This is a genomic window from Streptomyces sp. NBC_01498, assembly GCF_036327775.1.
Lineage (GTDB): Bacteria > Actinomycetota > Actinomycetes > Streptomycetales > Streptomycetaceae > Streptomyces.
This window is the reverse complement of sequence record NZ_CP109598.1, coordinates 2,856,435-2,874,590: the sequence shown is the minus strand read 5'-3', so window position 1 is coordinate 2,874,590 and position 18,156 is coordinate 2,856,435. Positions and strand designations below refer to the sequence as shown.

At 71.0% G+C, this 18,156-nt stretch carries 14 protein-coding genes; 12 read left to right on the top strand and 2 right to left on the bottom strand.

The annotated features are described in order from the left end of the window. Nucleotides 1–2: 2 nt before the first annotated feature. From nuoE to nuoN, 10 genes are read left to right on the top strand one after another with little or no spacing between them, the layout of a single operon-like run. Entirely contained in the window at nt 3–818 is an 816-nt protein-coding gene (gene nuoE, locus OG875_RS12040; protein ID WP_330177714.1) for an NADH-quinone oxidoreductase subunit NuoE, read from the top strand. Then, on the top strand, nt 818–2,173 hold the full coding sequence (nuoF, locus tag OG875_RS12035) for an NADH-quinone oxidoreductase subunit NuoF (RefSeq protein WP_330174212.1): 1,356 nt from the start codon (nt 818–820) through the stop codon (nt 2,171–2,173). The genes nuoE and nuoF overlap by 1 nt, the downstream gene beginning before the upstream one ends. After that, entirely contained in the window at nt 2,170–4,770 is a 2,601-nt protein-coding gene (locus OG875_RS12030) for an NADH-quinone oxidoreductase subunit G (protein WP_330174211.1), read from the top strand. Before nuoF ends, OG875_RS12030 begins: the two co-directional genes overlap by 4 nt. Then, nucleotides 4,767–6,155, top strand: a complete 1,389-nt coding sequence (nuoH, locus tag OG875_RS12025; RefSeq protein ID WP_330174210.1) for an NADH-quinone oxidoreductase subunit NuoH — start codon at nt 4,767–4,769, stop codon at nt 6,153–6,155. The genes OG875_RS12030 and nuoH overlap by 4 nt, the downstream gene beginning before the upstream one ends. Continuing rightward, entirely contained in the window at nt 6,148–6,807 is a 660-nt protein-coding gene (gene nuoI, locus OG875_RS12020; RefSeq protein WP_330174209.1) for an NADH-quinone oxidoreductase subunit NuoI, read from the top strand. The genes nuoH and nuoI overlap by 8 nt, the downstream gene beginning before the upstream one ends. Next, nucleotides 6,804–7,637 carry an NADH-quinone oxidoreductase subunit J gene (locus OG875_RS12015; protein WP_330174208.1) on the top strand — a complete coding sequence of 278 codons (834 nt, stop codon included), beginning with the start codon at nt 6,804–6,806 and terminating at the stop codon, nt 7,635–7,637. The genes nuoI and OG875_RS12015 overlap by 4 nt, the downstream gene beginning before the upstream one ends. Next, the gene (gene nuoK / locus OG875_RS12010) at nt 7,634–7,933 is read left to right on the top strand and encodes an NADH-quinone oxidoreductase subunit NuoK (RefSeq protein ID WP_330174207.1); all 300 of its coding nucleotides are present in this window, start codon (nt 7,634–7,636) and stop codon (nt 7,931–7,933) included. The genes OG875_RS12015 and nuoK overlap by 4 nt, the downstream gene beginning before the upstream one ends. Nucleotides 7,934–7,947: 14 nt before the next feature. Continuing rightward, on the top strand, nt 7,948–9,843 hold the full coding sequence (gene nuoL, locus OG875_RS12005; protein WP_330174206.1) for an NADH-quinone oxidoreductase subunit L: 1,896 nt from the start codon (nt 7,948–7,950) through the stop codon (nt 9,841–9,843). A 4-nt stretch (nt 9,844–9,847) separates the two neighbouring features. After that, a complete protein-coding gene (locus OG875_RS12000) occupies nt 9,848–11,419 on the top strand; it encodes an NADH-quinone oxidoreductase subunit M (protein WP_330174205.1) in 1,572 nt (523 codons plus the stop codon). Further along, nucleotides 11,416–13,068: an NADH-quinone oxidoreductase subunit NuoN gene (nuoN, locus tag OG875_RS11995; protein WP_330174204.1), complete on the top strand. Its 1,653-nt coding sequence runs from the start codon at nt 11,416–11,418 to the stop codon at nt 13,066–13,068. The genes OG875_RS12000 and nuoN overlap by 4 nt, the downstream gene beginning before the upstream one ends. A 379-nt stretch (nt 13,069–13,447) precedes the next feature. On the opposite strand, the gene OG875_RS11990 is transcribed toward nuoN, so the two are convergent. Continuing rightward, nucleotides 13,448–13,747, bottom strand: a complete 300-nt coding sequence (locus tag OG875_RS11990; RefSeq protein WP_330174203.1) for a hypothetical protein — start codon at nt 13,745–13,747, stop codon at nt 13,448–13,450. Further along, the gene (fahA, locus tag OG875_RS11985; protein WP_330174202.1) at nt 13,744–14,967 is read right to left on the bottom strand and encodes a fumarylacetoacetase; all 1,224 of its coding nucleotides are present in this window, start codon (nt 14,965–14,967) and stop codon (nt 13,744–13,746) included. The genes OG875_RS11990 and fahA overlap by 4 nt, the downstream gene beginning before the upstream one ends. A 317-nt stretch (nt 14,968–15,284) precedes the next feature. Between fahA and OG875_RS11980 the strand changes: the two genes are divergently transcribed. Together OG875_RS11980 and OG875_RS11975 are read left to right on the top strand one after the other, a co-directional pair. Beyond that, complete coding sequence (locus OG875_RS11980) at nt 15,285–16,295, top strand: polyprenyl synthetase family protein (protein WP_330174201.1); 1,011 nt, start codon at nt 15,285–15,287, stop codon at nt 16,293–16,295. A gap of 456 nt (nt 16,296–16,751) precedes the next feature. Then, nucleotides 16,752–18,041 carry a DUF2092 domain-containing protein gene (locus OG875_RS11975; RefSeq protein ID WP_330174200.1) on the top strand — a complete coding sequence of 430 codons (1,290 nt, stop codon included), beginning with the start codon at nt 16,752–16,754 and terminating at the stop codon, nt 18,039–18,041. Nucleotides 18,042–18,156 lie beyond the last annotated feature (115 nt).

The window sequence follows — 18,156 nt, the reverse complement described above, 5'->3', positions numbered from 1 at the left end:
GAATGCCCCAACTCCCCGCCCCCGACTACCCGGCCGATGTGCGCGCCCGGCTGGAGACGGACGCCCGGGAGGTGATCGCCCGCTACCCCGACAGCCGCTCGGCCCTGCTGCCGCTGCTGCACCTGACCCAGTCCGAGGACGGGTACGTCACCCGTACCGGCGTCCGGTTCTGCGCCGAGATGCTCGGGCTGACCACCGCCGAGGTCACGGCCGTCTCGACCTTCTACTCGATGTACCGGCGCAAGCCGTCCGGCGACTACCAGGTCGGCGTCTGCACCAACACGCTCTGCGCGGTGATGGGCGGCGACGCCATCTTCGACGAGCTGAAGGAGCACCTCGGGGTCGGCAACAACGAGACCACCGAGGACGGCAAGGTCACGCTGGAGCACATCGAGTGCAACGCGGCCTGCGACTTCGCGCCGGTGGTGATGGTCAACTGGGAGTTCTTCGACAACCAGACCGTCGAGTCGGCGAAGCAGCTCGTGGACGACCTGCGGGCCGGCGAACAGGTCAGCCCCACGCGTGGCGCGCCCCTGTGCACGTACAAGGAGACCGCGCGCATCCTCGCGGGCTTCCCCGACGAGCGCCCCGGCGCCGTCGACGCCACCGGCGGCGCCGGCCCCGCCTCGCTGATCGGCCTCAAGCTCGCCAAGGGCGAGGCGATCCCGGCCCGTACGCCGCGCCCGCGCGACGGAGCGGCCCCGCGGGACACGCCCCAGCCCGGTGCCGAGCACCTCAGCTCGCACGACGCGCCGCAGCAGACCGCGGCGTCCGACCCCGCGAACCCCACGGGCCCCGCGGCCGAGGAGGGGGAGTGATGACCACCGCACCCGCCATGAACGACACCGGCCCGGAGAAGCTCCTCTCGCCGGTCCTGTCCGCGTTCTGGGACCAGCCCGACGCGTGGACCCTGGAGACGTACAAGAGGCACGAGGGGTACGAGGGGCTGCGCAAGGCCCTCGCCATGACCCCGGACGACCTCATCGCGTACGTGAAGGACTCCGGGCTGCGCGGCCGGGGCGGCGCCGGCTTCCCCACCGGCATGAAGTGGCAGTTCATCCCGCAGGGCGACGGCAAGCCGCACTACCTCGTCGTCAACGCGGACGAGTCGGAGCCGGGCACCTGCAAGGACATCCCGCTCCTCTTCGCCAACCCGCACTCCCTCATCGAGGGAATGATCATCGCGTGCTACGCGATCCGCTCCTCGCACGCCTTCATCTATCTGCGCGGCGAGGTCGTGCCCGTCCTGCGCCGGCTGCACGAGGCCGTGCGCGAGGCGTACGCGGCGGGCTACCTCGGCAAGGACATCCTCGGCAGCGGGATCGACCTCGACATCACCGTGCACGCCGGAGCCGGCGCGTACATCTGCGGTGAGGAGACCGCGCTGCTGGACTCGCTGGAGGGACGGCGCGGACAGCCCCGGCTGCGCCCGCCGTTCCCCGCCGTCGCGGGTCTCTACGCCTGCCCCACCGTGGTGAACAACGTCGAGTCCATCGCCTCGGTTCCCGCGATCCTCAACCGCGGCAAGGACTGGTTCAAGTCGATGGGCAGCGAGAAGTCCGCGGGCTTCACGCTCTACTCGCTCAGCGGCCATGTCACCAGCCCCGGCCAGTACGAGGCCCCGCTCGGCATCACCCTGCGCCAGCTCCTCGACATGGGCGGCGGCATGCGTTCCGGCCACCGGCTCAAGTTCTGGACCCCCGGCGGCTCTTCCACGCCGATGTTCACCGACGAGCACCTCGACGTGCCCCTGGACTACGAGGGCGTCGGCGCCGCCGGCTCCATGCTCGGCACCAAGGCGCTCCAGTGCTTCGACGAGACCACCTGTGTGGTGCGGGCCGTCACCCGCTGGACCGAGTTCTACGCCCACGAGTCCTGCGGCAAGTGCACGCCGTGCCGTGAAGGCACCTACTGGCTGGTGCAGTTGCTGCGCGACATCGAGGCCGGCAAGGGCGTCCCCTCGGACCTCGACAAGCTCAACGACATCGCCGACAACATCAACGGCAAGTCGTTCTGCGCCCTCGGCGACGGCGCCGCCGCGCCGATCTTCTCCTCGCTCAAGTACTTCCGCGAGGAGTACGAGCAGCACATCACCGGCAAGGGCTGCCCCTTCGACCCGGCGAAGTCCACCCTGTGGGCCGACCGACACGCGCACCTGGAGGTGAACGCATGACAGTCACCACGTCTGCCCCCTCCGGCGGCGGCGAGGCGGCGGTCCCGCCCGAAGACCTCGTCTCCCTGACGATCGACGGCATCGGCATCTCGGTCCCCAAGGGGACCCTGGTGATCCGCGCCGCCGAACTCCTCGGCATCGAGATCCCCCGCTTCTGCGACCACCCGCTGCTCGACCCGGCCGGCGCCTGCCGCCAGTGCATCGTCGAGGTGGAGGGCCAGCGCAAGCCGATGGCGTCCTGCACCATCACCTGCACCGACGGCATGGTCGTCAAGTCGCAGATCACCTCGCCGGTCGCCGAGAAGGCCCAGCGCGGTGTGATGGAGCTGCTGCTCATCAACCACCCGCTGGACTGTCCGGTCTGCGACAAGGGCGGCGAGTGCCCGCTCCAGAACCAGGCCATGAGCCACGGCCAGTCGGACAGCCGGTTCGAGGGCAAGAAGCGGACCTTCGAGAAGCCCGTACCGATCTCCACCCAGGTCCTTCTCGACCGCGAGCGCTGTGTCCTGTGCGCCCGCTGCACCCGCTTCTCCAACCAGGTGGCCGGCGACCCGGTGATCGAGTTCCTGGAGCGCGGCGCGCTCCAGCAGGTCGGCATCGGCGTGGGCGACCCCTTCGAGTCGTACTTCTCCGGCAACACCATCCAGATCTGCCCGGTCGGCGCGCTGACCTCGGCGGCGTACCGCTTCCGCTCCCGCCCGTTCGACCTGGTCTCCTCGCCCAGCGTCTGCGAGCACTGCTCGGGCGGCTGCGCCACCCGCACCGACCACCGGCGCGGCAAGGTCATGCGGCGCATGGCCGCCGACGACCCCGAGGTCAACGAGGAGTGGATCTGCGACAAGGGGCGGTTCGGCTTCCGGTACGCGCAGCGGCCGGACCGGATCACCACCCCCCTCGTCCGGGGCGCCGACGGTGAACTGGCGCCCGCCAGCTGGCCCGAGGCCCTGGAGGCCGCCGCCAGCGGTCTGAACGCCGCGCGCGGCCGGGCCGCCGTCCTGGCGGGCGGCCGGCTGACGGTCGAGGACGCGTACGCGTACAGCAAGTTCGCCCGGGTCGCGCTCGACACCAACGACATCGACTTCCGCGCGCGCGTGCACAGCGCCGAGGAGGCCGAGTTCCTCGCCGCCCATGTCGCCGGCCGCGGCCTGGACCTGGACGGCACGGGGATCACCAACACGACGCTGGAGAAGGCCCCGGCCGTCCTGCTCGTCGGGTTCGAGTCCGAGGAGGAGGCGCCCGGCGTCTTCCTGCGGCTGCGCAAGGCCCGGCGCAAGCACGGCCAGCGCACCTTCTCCCTCGCCACGCACGTCACCCCCGGTCTGCGGAAGGCGGGCGGCACGCTGCTGCCGGCCGCGCCCGGCACCGAGACCGAATGGCTCGACGCGCTCGCCTCGCAGACCGGGCTGGAGGGCGCGGGAGTCCGCGCCGCCGACGCCCTGCGCGAGAGCGGCGCGGTGATCGTCGTCGGTGAACGGCTCGCCGCCGTCCCCGGCGGGCTCACCGCCGCCGCGCGGGCCGCCACCGCCACCGGCGCCCGGCTCGTCTGGATTCCGCGCCGGGCCGGTGAGCGCGGCGCGATCGAGGCCGGCGCGCTGCCGACCCTGCTGCCCGGCGGCCGTCCCGCCGACGACCCGCGGGCCCGTGAGGAGACCGCCGAGGTCTGGCGGGTACGCGAACTGCCGCACGGCACCGGCCGCGACACCGGCCGGATCGTCGAGGCCGCCGCGACCGGCGACCTCGGCGCGCTGGTCGTCGCGGGCGTCGAGGTCGCCGACCTGCCGGACCCGGCACGCGCGCGCGAGGCGCTCGCCGCCGTCGGCTTCCTGGTCTCCCTGGAACTGCGGCCCAGCGAGGTCACCGACCACGCCGACGTCGTCTTCCCGGTCGCGGCCGTCGCCGAGAAGGCCGGCACCTTCCTCAACTGGGAGGGCCGGGCGCGGCTGTTCGACTCCGCGCTCAAGCCCGAGCAGATGACGCGCAGGCTGGCCACGGACGACGCGCGGGTGCTGCACATGCTCGCCGACGCCATGGACATCCCGTTCGCGCTGCCGAACCTGAAGGCCGTACGGACCGAGATGGACCGGCTCGGCCAGTGGAGCGGCGAGCACGCCGAACCGCCCGTCGCGTCGTCGCGTCCGCTGCCCCGTCCGGGCGCGGGCGAGGCGGTGCTCGCCGGACACCGGCTGCTGCTCGACCAGGGCCGGCTCCAGGACGGCGACGAGGCCCTGGCCGGTACGCGCCACGCGGCCGTCGCCCGGCTCTCGCCCGCCACGGCGGCCGAGACGGGTGTCGCGGACGGCGACGTCCTGGCCGTCACCGGCCCCGCCGGCACGGTCGAACTGCCGCTCAGCGTCACGGAGATGCCCGACAAGGTCGTCTGGCTGCCGCTGAACTCGACCGGCGGCGGTGTCCTCGCGGACACCGGCTCCCGGCCGGGCACGCTCGTCCGGATCGGCCCCGCCGAGGCCCCGGCCCCGGCCGACGCCGTCCCGGCGGACTCGGCTCCGTCGGACGCCGCTCCGTCGGACGCGGTCCCGTCGGATGCCGTTCCGTCGGACGCCGTTCCCGCTTCCGACGGACCGGAGGTCCGCGCATGAGCGCCCTCGCCCCACTCGGCGCGGCCCCCGCGCAGAGCGTCCTCGCAGCCGAGGACCTGTCGATGTTCGGCACCGACCCCTGGTGGCTGGTGGCCGTCAAGGCCGTCTTCTGCTTCGCGTTCCTGATGGTGACCGTGCTGGTCGCCATCGTCTGGGAACGCAAGGTGGTGGCCTGGATGCAGCTGCGCATCGGGCCCAACCGGCACGGCCCCTGGGGCATGCTCCAGTCGCTCGCCGACGGCATCAAGCTGATGCTGAAGGAAGACGTCATCGTCAAGCGGGCCGACAAGGTCGTCTACATCCTGGCGCCGATCATCGCCGCGGTGCCCGCCTTCATGGCGATCGCGGTGATCCCCTTCGGCCCGGCCGGCAACGAGGTCTCGATCTTCGGCCACCGCACGACGATGCAGCTGACCGACCTGCCGATCGCGATGCTCTACGTCCTCGCGGTCGCCTCGGTCGGCATCTACGGCATCGTCCTGGCCGGCTGGTCGTCCGGATCGACGTACCCGCTGCTCGGCGGGCTGCGCTCGTGCGCGCAGATGATCTCCTACGAGATCGCCATGGGCGCCGCGTTCGCCTCGGTGTTCCTCTACTCCGGGACGATGTCGACCTCCGCGATCGTGGAGGCGCAGGCCGACCGCTGGTACATCGTCCTGCTGCCGGTCTCCTTCATCATCTACATCATCACCATGGTCGGCGAGACCAACCGGGCACCGTTCGACATGCCCGAGTCCGAGGGCGACCTCGTCGGCGGCTTCAACACCGAGTACTCGTCGATCAAGTTCGCGCTGTTCATGCTGGCCGAGTACGTCAACATGGTCACCGTCTCCGCCGTCGCCACCACCCTCTTCCTGGGCGGCTGGCGGGCGCCGTACCCGATCTCCACGTTCTGGGAGGGCGCGAACCACGGCTGGTGGCCGATGCTCTGGTTCATCATCAAGGTCCAGCTGCTGCTGTTCTTCTTCATCTGGCTGCGCGGCACCCTGCCGCGCGTGCGCTACGACCAGCTGATGAAGCTCGGCTGGAAGGTCCTGATCCCCGTCTCGGTCGTCTGGCTGATGCTGGTCGCGACCGTGCGGGCACTGCGCAACGAGAACTACGACTTCCAGGACATCGTGCTCTACGTCGCCTCGGCGGTCATCGCGATCCTGCTGCTCTCCTTCGTCGCGGACATCTTCCGCGACAAGAAGGACAAGGCCGCGGCCGCGGCCGAACCCCCACCGCCGCCGTTCGATCCGATGGCCGGTGGATTCCCGGTGCCTCCGCTGCCGGGACAGACGCTGCCGCCCGTGCCGCGCCGGCGCTCACGCGGTGAGCGGGAGCTGGTTGTCAGTGGCGGGGTCAATACTGAGAGTGACGGAAAGGAGGCTGACGGTGCCTGACAACGCTTCCAAGGGTCCGAAGGGTGACGACCCCAACGAGCGCCGGCTGAATCCGGTCGCCGGCTTCGGCGTGACCTTCAAGGCCATGTTCAAGAAGCGGCTGACCGAGCAGTATCCGGAGACGGAGAAGGTGACGGCGCCGCGCTTCCACGGCCGCCATCAGCTGAACCGGCACCCGGACGGGCTGGAGAAGTGCATCGGCTGCGAGCTGTGCGCCTGGGCCTGCCCGGCCGACGCGATCTACGTGGAAGGCGCGGACAACACCGAGGAGGAGCGCTACTCCCCGGGTGAGCGGTACGGCCGCGTCTACCAGATCAACTACGCGCGCTGCATCCTGTGCGGGCTGTGCATCGAGGCGTGCCCCACCCGGGCGCTCACGATGACCAACGAGTTCGAGCTGGCCGACAGTTCGCGCGAGAGCCTCATCTACACCAAGGAGCAGCTGCTCGCCGGTCTGGAGGAAGGCATGGTCGAGTCCCCGCACTCGATCTTCCCCGGCACGGACGAACAGGACTACTACCGGGGCCTGGTGACCGAGGCCGCTCCCGGCACGGTCAGGCAGGTCGCGTACACCAAGGACGGCCGCCCGCAGGAGAGCGCCTCCAGCTTCGGCGAGGACGAACCGGCGTCGAAGAAGGTGATCGGGGAATGAACACGCTCGCCGCTTCCCTCACCTCGACCGGCGAGGCCGTCCAGTTCTGGATCCTCGGCACCGTCGCCGTGATCGGCGCGCTCTGCACCATCCTGATGAGGCGGGCCGTGCACAGCGCGCTCTGCCTCGCCGGGACCATGATCATCCTGGCGGTCTTCTACCTGGCCAACGGGGCGTACTTCCTGGGCATCGTCCAGATCGTCGTCTACACCGGCGCGATCATGATGCTGTTCCTCTTCGTGGTCATGCTCGTCGGCGTCACCGCCGCCGACTCGCTCACGGAGACGATCAAGGGCCAGCGCTGGTGGGCCGCCCTCTGCGGGCTCGGCTTCGGTGTCCTGCTGATCGTCGGCATCGCCAACGCGTCGCTGACGACCTCCGCCGGCATCGGCGTCGCCAACGCCGGCGGCAACGTGGAGGGCATCGCCGCCCTCCTCTTCACCAAGTACGTGTTCGCGTTCGAGATCACCGGCGCCCTGCTGATCACGGCCTCGATCGGCGCGATGGTGCTCACGCACCGCGAGCGGACCGAACGGGCCCTGACCCAGCGGGAGATGTCCGAGCGCCGGACCCGCAGCAAGCACCTGCCGCCACTGCCCGCGCCCGGCGTCTACGCCCGGCACAACGCGGTGGACATCGCCGGTCTGCTGCCCGACGGCACCACGTCCGAGCTGACGGTCAACAAGACCCTGAAGGACCGCGGCCAGATCCGGGACGTCTCCGGAGAGGCCATCGCCGACCTGAAGGCGCTGGAGCAGCGGTCGTCGGAGCGCCTCGGCCGCGCCGAGCGCCGGGACCGTGAGGACCGCGAGGAGGGAGTCACCAAATGAATCCGGCCAACTACCTCTATCTCGCCGCCCTGTTGTTCACCATCGGCGCGGCCGGGGTCCTGATCAGGCGCAACGCGATCGTCGTCTTCATGTGTGTCGAGCTGATGCTCAACGCGTGCAACCTCGCGTTCGTCACCTTCTCCCGGATGCACGGCAATCTGGACGGCCAGATCATCGCGTTCTTCACGATGGTCGTGGCAGCGGCGGAAGTCGTCGTCGGGCTCGCGATCATCGTGTCGCTGTTCCGTTCACGCCACTCGGCCTCGGTCGACGACGCCAGCCTGATGAAGCTCTGAGGGGTCGCTGAATCGTGGAGAACTTGATTGCGCCGCTCATCGCGGCGCCCCTGCTCGGAGCAGGTCTTCTGCTGTGCGGCGGGCGACGCCTCGACCGGGTGGGACATCTGCTCGGCACGCTGCTGGCCGCCACCTCCTTCGTGATCGGCGTGGTGCTGTTCGCGGACATGCTGGGCAAGGGCGGCGAGGACCGCACCCTGCACCAGCACCTGTTCAGCTGGGTCCCGGTGGAGGGCTTCCAGGCGGACATCGCCTTCCAGCTCGACCAGCTGTCCATGACGTTCGTACTGCTGATCACGGGCGTCGGCACCCTGATCCACCTCTACTCCATCGGGTACATGGAGCACGACGAGCGGCGCCGCCGCTTCTTCGGGTACCTGAACCTGTTCCTCGCCGCGATGCTGCTGCTGGTCCTCGCGGACAACTACCTCCTGCTGTACTTCGGCTGGGAGGGCGTGGGCCTCGCGTCGTACCTGCTCATCGGCTTCTGGCAGCACAAGCCCAGCGCGGCCACCGCCGCGAAGAAGGCGTTCCTGGTCAACCGGGTCGGCGACATGGGCCTGTCGATCGCGATCATGCTGATGTTCACCACCTTCGGCACGTTCGCCTTCGCGCCGGTGCTCGCCTCGACCGACGAGGCGAGCGGCGGCACGATCACCGGCATCGCACTGATGCTGCTGCTCGCCGCCTGCGGCAAGTCGGCGCAGGTGCCGCTCCAGTCCTGGCTCGGCGACGCGATGGAGGGCCCGACCCCGGTCTCGGCCCTCATCCACGCGGCGACGATGGTGACGGCGGGCGTGTATCTGATCACCCGGTCCGGCGCGATCTTCAACGCCTCGCCGGACGCCCAGCTGGTGGTCGTGGTCGTCGGAGCGGTCACGCTCCTCTTCGGTGCGATCGTCGGTTGCGCGAAGGACGACATCAAGAAGGCCCTCGCGGGCTCGACGATGTCCCAGATCGGCTACATGGTGCTGGCCGCAGGCCTCGGCCCGATCGGCTACGTCTTCGCGATCATGCACCTGGTGACGCACGGCTTCTTCAAGGCCGGGCTCTTCCTCGGCGCCGGTTCGGTCATGCACGGCATGAACGACGAGGTCGACATGCGCAAGTACGGCGGCCTGCGGAAGTACATGCCGGTCACCTTCGTCACCTTCGGTCTCGGCTATCTCGCGATCATCGGCTTCCCCGGTCTCTCCGGCTTCTGGTCGAAGGACAAGATCATCGAGGCGGCGTTCGCCAAGGGCGGCACCGAGGGCTGGATCCTCGGCGCGGTCACCCTGCTGGGCGCGGCCCTCACGGCGTACTACATGACGCGCGTGATGCTGATGACCTTCTTCGGTGAGAAGCGCTGGCAGCCGGACGCGGAAGGACACGACCCGCACCCGCACGAGTCGCCGAAGACGATGACGATCCCGATGATCATCCTCGCCTTCGGCTCGGTCTTCGCGGGCGGACTGTTCTCGATCGGCGACTCCTTCGTGAACTGGCTGGAGCCGGTCACCGGGCACGAGCACGGCCACCCGCCGATCGGCGCGGCCGTCGTCACCACCTGCACCGTCGTGGTGATGCTCATCGGCGTCGGCGCCGCGTACCTCCAGTACGGCCGCAAGCCGGTGCCGGTCACCGCGCCGCGCGGCTCGCTGCTCACCCGCGCCGCCCGCCGCGATCTCCTCCAGGACGACTTCAACCACGTGGTCCTGGTCCGCGGCGGCGAGCACCTCACCCGCTCGCTCGTCTACGTCGACCACACCCTGGTCGACGGTGTCGTCAATGGCACCGCGGCGTCGTTCGGCGGGCTCTCGGGCCGGCTGCGCAAGCTGCAGAACGGCTACGCCCGCTCCTACGCGGTCTCGATGTTCGGAGGTACGGCAGTGCTCATCGCCGCGACCCTGCTGATGAGGGCGGTGTAATCGGATGTCGTTCCCTCTTCTGACGGCGACGGCGGCCGTCCCGGCGATCGGCGCGATCGTCACGGCGGCCGTCCCGGCCGCCCGGCGCACCGCCGCCAAGTGGATCGCGCTGGCCTTCTCGCTCGCCACGCTCGTCCTGGCGGCGATCGTGCTGGTCCGCTTCGAACCCGGTGGCGACCGCTACCAGCTGACGGAGTCGCACGCCTGGATCGCCGACTTCGGCGTCCGGTACGAGCTGGGTGTGGACGGCATCGGCGCGGTGCTCCTCGGACTGACCGCGCTGCTGATGCCCTTCATCATCGTCGCGGGCTGGCACGACGCCGACCCCGTCGAGACGAAGAACACCCGCTGGCGGCCGACGCAGGGCTTCTTCGCCCTGATCCTGATGGTCGAGGCGATGGTGATCCTCTCCTTCGAGGCCACCGACGTCTTCCTCTTCTACATCCTGTTCGAAGCCATGCTGATCCCGATGTACTTCCTCATCGGCGGCTTCGGGGACCGGGCCCACGCGGGCGGCGACGAGGCGGCCGCCACCCAGCGGTCGTACGCGGCCGTGAAGTTCCTCCTCTACAACCTGGCCGGCGGGCTGATCATGCTGGCCGCCGTCATCGGCCTGTTCGTGTCGGCGGGCACCTTCTCGCTGACCGAGATCGCCGAGGCCCGCGCCAACGGCTCGCTGGACATGGCGACGAGCACGGAGCGGTGGCTGTTCCTGGGCTTCTTCTTCGCGTTCGCCGTCAAGGCGCCGCTGTGGCCGGTGCACACCTGGCTGCCCAACGCCATGGGCGAGGCCACCGCGCCCGTCGCCGTCCTGATCACCGCGGTGGTCGACAAGGTCGGCACGTTCGCGATGCTGCGCTTCTGCCTCCAGCTCTTCCCGGAGGCGTCCAAGTGGGCCACCCCCGTGGTGCTGGTGCTGGCGCTGATCAGCATCGTCTACGGAGCGCTGCTTGCGGTCGGCCAGCGCGACATAAAGCGGCTCATCGCCTACGCGTCGATCTCGCACTTCGGCTTCATCATCATGGGCATCTTCGCGATGACCAGCCAGGGCCAGTCGGGCGCGACGCTGTACATGGTCAACCACGGCATCTCGACGGCCGCGCTGCTGCTGGTCGCCGGCTTCCTGATCTCCCGGCGCGGGTCGCGGCTCATCGCGGACTACGGCGGGGTGCAGAAGGTGGCCCCGGTGCTGGCCGGCACGTTCCTGATCGGTGGTCTGGCGACGCTCTCGCTGCCGGGGCTCGCCCCGTTCGTGAGCGAGTTCCTGGTCCTGGTCGGCACGTTCAGCGTGTATCCGGTGATCGGCATCATCGCGACCCTGGGCATCGTGCTCGCCGCGCTGTACGTCCTGGTGCTCTACCAGCGCACCATGACCGGCCCGGTGAACGAGTCGGTCCGCACCATGCCGGACCTGAAGCTCCGTGAGCTGGCGGTCGTCACGCCGCTGATCGTGCTCCTCCTCTTCCTGGGCGTCTACCCGAAGCCGCTGACCGACATCGTGAACCCGGCGGTGGAGCACACCATGAGTGACGTACAGAAGACCGACCCCAAGCCCGAGGTGGAGGCCGCCCCGTGAGTGCGACAGCTGTCCACAGCCTGTGGACAACGGCGGCGGCGCCGGGAATCGACAAGATCCCGGCCCCCGACATCGAATACGCGCAGCTGGCCCCCACACTGATCGTGCTGGGCGCCGCCGTCGTGGGCATCCTGCTGGAGGCGTTCGTCCCGAGGAAGGGGCGCTACTACGCGCAGCTCTTCCTCTCGGTCGTCTCGCTGGCCGCCGCGTTCGCCGCAGTGGTCGCCCTGGCGGCGAACGGGTACGGCGGCACCAAGGCGCAGCTCGCCGCGATGGGCGCGATCGCCGTGGACGGCCCCGCGCTGTTCCTCCAGGGCGTCATCCTCCTGACGGCGATCGTCGCGGTCTTCACGTTCGCCGAACGCCGCCTCGACCCGGCCAGCCACGGCAACCGGGTCGACTCCTTCGCCGCCCAGGGCGCCTCGGTGCCCGGCAGCGACAGCGAGAAGGCCGCCGTCAAGGCCGGGTTCACCACCACCGAGGTCTTCCCGATCGCGCTGTTCGCGGTGGCCGGCATGCTGGTCTTCCCGGCGGCCAACGACCTGCTGACGCTGTTCATCGCGCTGGAGGTCTTCTCCCTCCCGCTCTACCTCCTGTGCGCGCTGGCCCGCCGCAAGCGGCTCATGTCGCAGGAGGCCGCGGTGAAGTACTTCCTGCTCGGCGCCTTCTCGTCCGCGTTCCTGCTCTTCGGCATCGCGCTGCTCTACGGCTACGCGGGCTCGGTGTCGTACGCGCGCATCGCGGCCGTCGTCGACGGCTCGGTCACCACGGTCGACCCGGTCCTCGCGGACACCATGGGCAACGACGCGCTGCTGCTCATCGGCGGCGCGATGATCCTCATGGGCCTGCTCTTCAAGGTGGGCGCGGTGCCGTTCCACATGTGGACCCCGGACGTCTACCAGGGCGCGCCCACCCCGGTCACCGGCTTCATGGCCGCCGCGACGAAGGTGGCGGCGTTCGGCGCCCTGCTGCGGCTGCTGTACGTCGTCCTGCCGGGGCTGCGCTGGGACTTCCGGCCGGTGATGTTCGGTGTCGCGATCCTCACCATGGTCTTCGGTGCGATCGTCGCCATCACCCAGACGGACATCAAGCGGCTGCTGGCGTACTCGTCGATCGCGCACGCGGGCTTCATCCTGGCCGGTGTGATCGCGATGACCGACGAGGGCATCTCGTCCGTCCTCTTCTACCTGGCGGCGTACTCGTTCGTCACGGTGGGCGCGTTCGCCGTGGTCACACTGGTGCGCGACGCGGGCGGCGAGGCGACGCACCTGTCCAAGTGGGCGGGTCTCGGACGGCGTTCGCCGCTGGTGGCCGCGGTCTTCGCGGTGTTCCTGCTGGCCTTCGCCGGTATCCCGCTGACCTCGGGCTTCTCCGGCAAGTTCGCCGTCTTCAAGGCGGCGGCGGACGGTGGGGCCGGGGCGCTGGTGGTGGTCGGTGTGATCTCGTCGGCGATCGCCGCGTTCTTCTACATCCGGGTCATCGTGCTGATGTTCTTCAGCGAGCCGAAGGCGGACGGCCCCACGGTCGCCGTGCCCTCGCCGCTGACGATGACGACGATCGGGGTGGGTGTCGCGGTCACGCTGGTGCTGGGCGTCGCCCCGCAGTACTTCCTGGACCTGGCGAGCCAGGCGGGTGTCTTCGTGCGGTAGCGCGTATCCCGCGCCCGTCCGTACATGCCGAGGGGCCCCACCGACATCCGGTGGGGCCCCTCGGCGTTCACGGACCGCTCGCCGTTCACGCCGCTGAGCCGGGCCGGGCCCTTCGGCGTTCACGGGCCTCCCGGCCGGGCCGGGCTCCTCGGCGCCGACGGGCCGCTCGCCGAGGCCGGGCCTTCGCCGTTCACGGACCGCTCGCCGTTCACGCCGCTGAGCCGCGCCGCGCCCTTCGGCGCTCACGGACCTCCCGGCCGGGCCGCGCCCCTCGGCGCCGACGGGCCGCTCGCCGAGGCCGGGCCCCTCGGTGTCCACGGGCCGCTCGCCGAGGCCGCGCCCTTCGCCGTCCACCGGCCTCCCGGCCGGGACCGGCCGCTCAGGGGGCGGGCGGCGGATTCTTCGGCAGGCGCAGCGCGCCGTCCACGCAGCCGGCCGTCCAGCGGTCGTTCACGCGTATGCCGTCGCTCTCCCCGTGCTCGCCGCACTCGGACTCGGCCGCCCCGGTGTCGGACGCGTCGGCGCCGCCCAGATGGCCGGCCGGGCCCTTGTCACGGCCGAAGGTGTAGCCGTCCTCGTAGCCGGGCTCGGGCCCGCGGCCCCGCAGGGCGAGCGCCGCCGCCAGTACCCCCAGCAGCACCAGGAGCAGGGCCAGCAGCGGACGCAGGCCCGTCCTCACCCGGCGACCACCCGGCCGGTGACCTCGCCCAGGCCGACCCGGACGCCGTCCGGGCCCGGCGCCCAGGCGGTGAGGGTGACCTCGTCGCCGTCCTCCAGGAACGTCCGCACCCCCTCCGCCAGTTCGATCGGCTCGGTGCCGTTCCACGACAGCTCGATCAGGGACCCGCGCTGCGCGCGCTCGGGGCCGCTGACCGTGCCGGAGCCGTACAGGTCGCCCGTACGCAGCGAGGCGCCGTTCACCGTCATGTGGGCCAGCTGCTGGGCAGCCGTCCAGTACATGCCGGCGAAGGGCGGCTCGGCGAGGACCTGGCCGTTGAGGCTGACCGTGATCCGCAGGTCGAAGCCGCCGGGTACCTCCTCGTCCGCGTCGTCCAGATACGGCAGCAGCCGGTGCGTACGGGCCGGGGGAGCCACCCGCGCCGCGTCCAGGGCCTCCAGCGGGGTCACCCAGGCCGACACGGACGTGGCGAAGGACTTGCCCAGGAAGGGCCCCAGGGGCACGTTCTCCCAGCCCTGGATGTCCCGCGCCGACCAGTCGTTGAGCAGCGACAGACCGAAGACGTGGTCCTCGAAGGCGGACAGCGGGACCGGGCGGCCCATCGGCGACGGGGCGCCGACCACGAAGCCGACCTCCGTCTCGATGTCGAGCCTGACCGAGGGGCCGAAGACCGGTTCGGCGTCGGCGGGGCCCTTACGCTGCCCGGACGGGCGCACCACGTCCGTCCCCGAGACGACGACCGTGCCCGCGCGGCCGTGGTAACCGATCGGCAGGTGCTTCCAGTTGGGGGTCAGGGCCTCGCCGCCGGGCCGGAAGATCCGGCCGAGGTTGGTGGCGTGGTGCTCGCTGGCGTAGAAGTCGACCCAGTCGGCGACCTCGTACGGCAGGCGCATCGTGACGGCGCCGAGCGGGTGCAGCAGCGGCTCTATGTCCGGGCGGTGCGCGGGGACCGTGACCCAGGCGGTGAGGGCCCGGCGCACATCGCGCCAGGCGGTGCGTCCGGCGGCCATCAGCGGGTTGAGACAGGGCTGGGCCAGCAGCGCCGCGTACGGGGAGCCCAGTGTCTGCGCGGCGGCCCCGGCGTCGAGCACGTACCCGCCGATACGGACGCCGAGCCGGCGGCGGTCGGGCTCGTCGGCCGTGCTGAAGACGCCGTAGGGGAGGTTGTGCGGACCGAAGGGATCGCCCTCGGCCAGTTCGAGCGGGCTCTGCTCGGGCATGGGTACTGCCTCGCTTTCCGGATCGATGGGGGACACGTTACGTGGGGGCCGCCCGCCGACGGGAGGGGCGAAGCGCGCGCTATGACCTGAATGGCCGGACTGGGGAGGGGCGTTGGGGTGCCGTGCCGGGGTAGCCCGATCGGGCAGGACGTACCGGCAAATGGGGTCAGTTCCTGTCTTATTTACTTATCGCGAACATACGGGCGGAGCCGGGAAGGCGCCCATGGTGATCGAATCCCGACCGGATACGCTGACTTGAATGACAGCAGCGACACATCGACAATCCATGTGATCGTCAGCAGACAGGAGTATCCCTCGTGACCGTCGTCGGGCCGTTCGGGCTGAGCGTGCGGGACCCGGCTCTTGAAGCCGATGTCCTGAGCGGATTGTCGGCCGTGGAGGCGGGTCTCCTCGAAGCCACCAAGAGTGACGTCCCCTTCATCACGGAGGCGGCCCAGCACCTGGTGCGGGCGGGCGGCAAGCGGTTCCGGCCGCTGGTCGTGATGCTGGCGGCCCAGTTCGGCGACCCGTACGCCCCCGGCATCGTCCCGGCGGCCGTGGTCGTCGAGCTGACCCACCTGGCGACGCTCTACCACGACGACGTGATGGACGAGGCGGACGTTCGCCGGGGTGTCGGCAGCGCGAACAGCCGCTGGGGCAACTCCGTCGCGGTCCTCACCGGCGACTTCCTCTTCGCGCGCGCCTCGCACATCCTGGCCGACCTCGGCCCGGAGGCCGTACGCATCCAGGCCGAGGCGTTCGAACGGCTGGTGACGGGCCAGATCCTGGAGACGGCGGGACCGCGCGACGGGCGCGACCCGGTCGGCCACTACCTCGACGTGCTCGCCGGGAAGACCGGCGCGCTGTTCGCCGTGTCCGGCCGCTTCGGCGCCCTGACCTCCGGTGCGGGCGAGGCGGTCACCGACATCCTCACCCAGTACGGCGAACGGCTCGGCGTCGCCTTCCAGCTCGCCGACGACGTCCTCGACATCGCCAGCGACTCCCACGAGTCCGGCAAGACCCCCGGCACCGACCTCCGCGAGGGCATCCCCACCCTGCCGGTGCTGCTGCTGCGCGCCCAGGCCCAGGAGCACGGCCGCCCGGACGACGTCGAACTGGTCGCGCTGCTGGACGGGGACCTGACGGACGACGCCCGGCACGCCGAGGTCCTGCGCAGGCTGCGCGCCCACCCGGCGCTGGAGCAGGCCCGGCGGGACACCGTCCGGTACGCGGAGGAGGCGCGTGCCGCGCTCGCGCCGCTGCCGGAGTGCTACGCGAAGGCGGCGCTGCTGGAGCTGTGCGACGCGGTGGTGCACCGGGCGGGCTGACCGTCCTGGTCGGGCGTTTCCGTCCGGGGGCCGATCCGCCTGGTCGGGCGGGTGGCGCGCGCGTCCTCGTCCGGCGGACCGACCCGCCTGGTCCACCGGAGTGGGCCGGCCGTTCCCGCGCGGCCGACTGCCGTCGTCCACCGGAGTGGGCCGGCTGTTCGCGCGCGGCCGACTTCCCTGGTCCCCCCTGCGGGCCGGCCTTACCGGCCCACCGGGCCCGCCGCGTACGCCCGTTGGCGCCCCTGGTCGCACACCCCCGACCCCTACTGGATGGGGGAGGGTACGGCTCCGATCGTCATACCGCAGCAGTACGCCAGGTTGCTCCCCCGGGCTGACGCCTCCGCGCGGCCGATTTGGTCTGATGGACAACACCCACCCGGACCACGACAGGTAAGAATGGCGGCAGGGTGGGTAAGCGCAGGGTCCGGAGCCGCCGACCACGGAGGTAACGCACACATGGCACCGAACGACAGCGCACTGATCACCGGCCGGTCCGGCGAGTCCGGCGACGCTCCGGCGGGCCGTGGCAGAGCGTCCCGCTACGTGGTCCCGATCGCGGTGGCCGGTGTGGCCGCGGCGACCATCGGACTCGTCCCCGCGCTCGCCGCGTCGGGCGACCCCGACCTGCCGAAGATCAGCGCCGAGGAGCTGATCGAGAAGATCGCGGCGTCCGAGACCGAGCGGTTCTCGGGCACGGTCAAGGTCTCCACCGACCTGGGCTTCCCGTCGCTGGGCGGTCTCGGCGGTTCCGCCGCCGGGGCGTTCGCGCCGAAGGGCGGCGCCGGGGGCAGCGGTTCGGCCGCCGACCCGACCGCCCGCGCGATGGAGCTGGCCACCGGCGAGCACACCCTGCGGGTCGCCGCCGACGGGCCCGAGCGGCAGCGGGTGTCGATCCTCGACAGCGCCGACGAGTACAGCCTCATCCACAACGACGACGAGGTGTGGGCGTACGACAGCGCCTCCAACGAGGCGTACCACGCCGAGGTCCCGGGTGGCGCCGCGAAGTCCCCCGGCAGGGACGCGGGCAAGGGCGCCGACAAGGGCGGGCCGGTCCCGGAGGACCTGCCCGCCACCCCCCGCGACTTCGCGCGTGAGGCGCTGAAGGCCGCGGGCGACACCACGGCGGTGACGGTGGACGGCACGGCGCGCGTCGCCGGCCGGGACGCCTACCAGCTGCTGATCAAGCCCAAGCAGTCCGGCTCGACCATCGGCTCGGTCACGGTGGCGGTCGACTCCGAGACCGGTACGCCGCTGAAATTCACCCTGCGGCCGAGCGGCGGCGGCAAGGCCGCCATCGACGTCGGCTTCACCAAGGTCGACTTCTCCCGGCCCGCCGCGTCCACCTTCGACTTCACGCCCCCCAAGGGCGCGAAGGTGACGGAGGCCGACGAGGCGGAGCGCGCCGGCGGGAAGGACACCCACAAGGCGCCCGAGGGCCTGAAGGACCTCAAGGACGCCGACGGTGTCATGGGCCCCGGCAGCGAGCCGAACGTCATCGGCGAGGGCTGGACCACCGTGGTCCGGCTCGACACCGGGGGCAAGGGGCCGGGCGGGGCGACGAAGGACGCGCCCGCCGAGGCGCGGCAGTTCCTGGACGCTCTCGGCGACAAGGTCGAAGGCAAGTTCGGTTCGGGCACGGTCTTCAAGACCCGCCTGGTGAACGCCCTGATGACGGACGACGGCGAGGTCTACGTCGGCGCGGTCACCCAGGACACGCTGGTGAAGGCGGCCAACGCGGCGAAGTAGCGCGAGACGCGGCGACGTCACGTCCTCGCCGCGCGTGAGTGGGTCCGCCCCGCCGTACGAAAGCGTACGGCGGGGCGGACCACTGTCCGGTACGGGAGCGGGCAAGGGCGTCAGT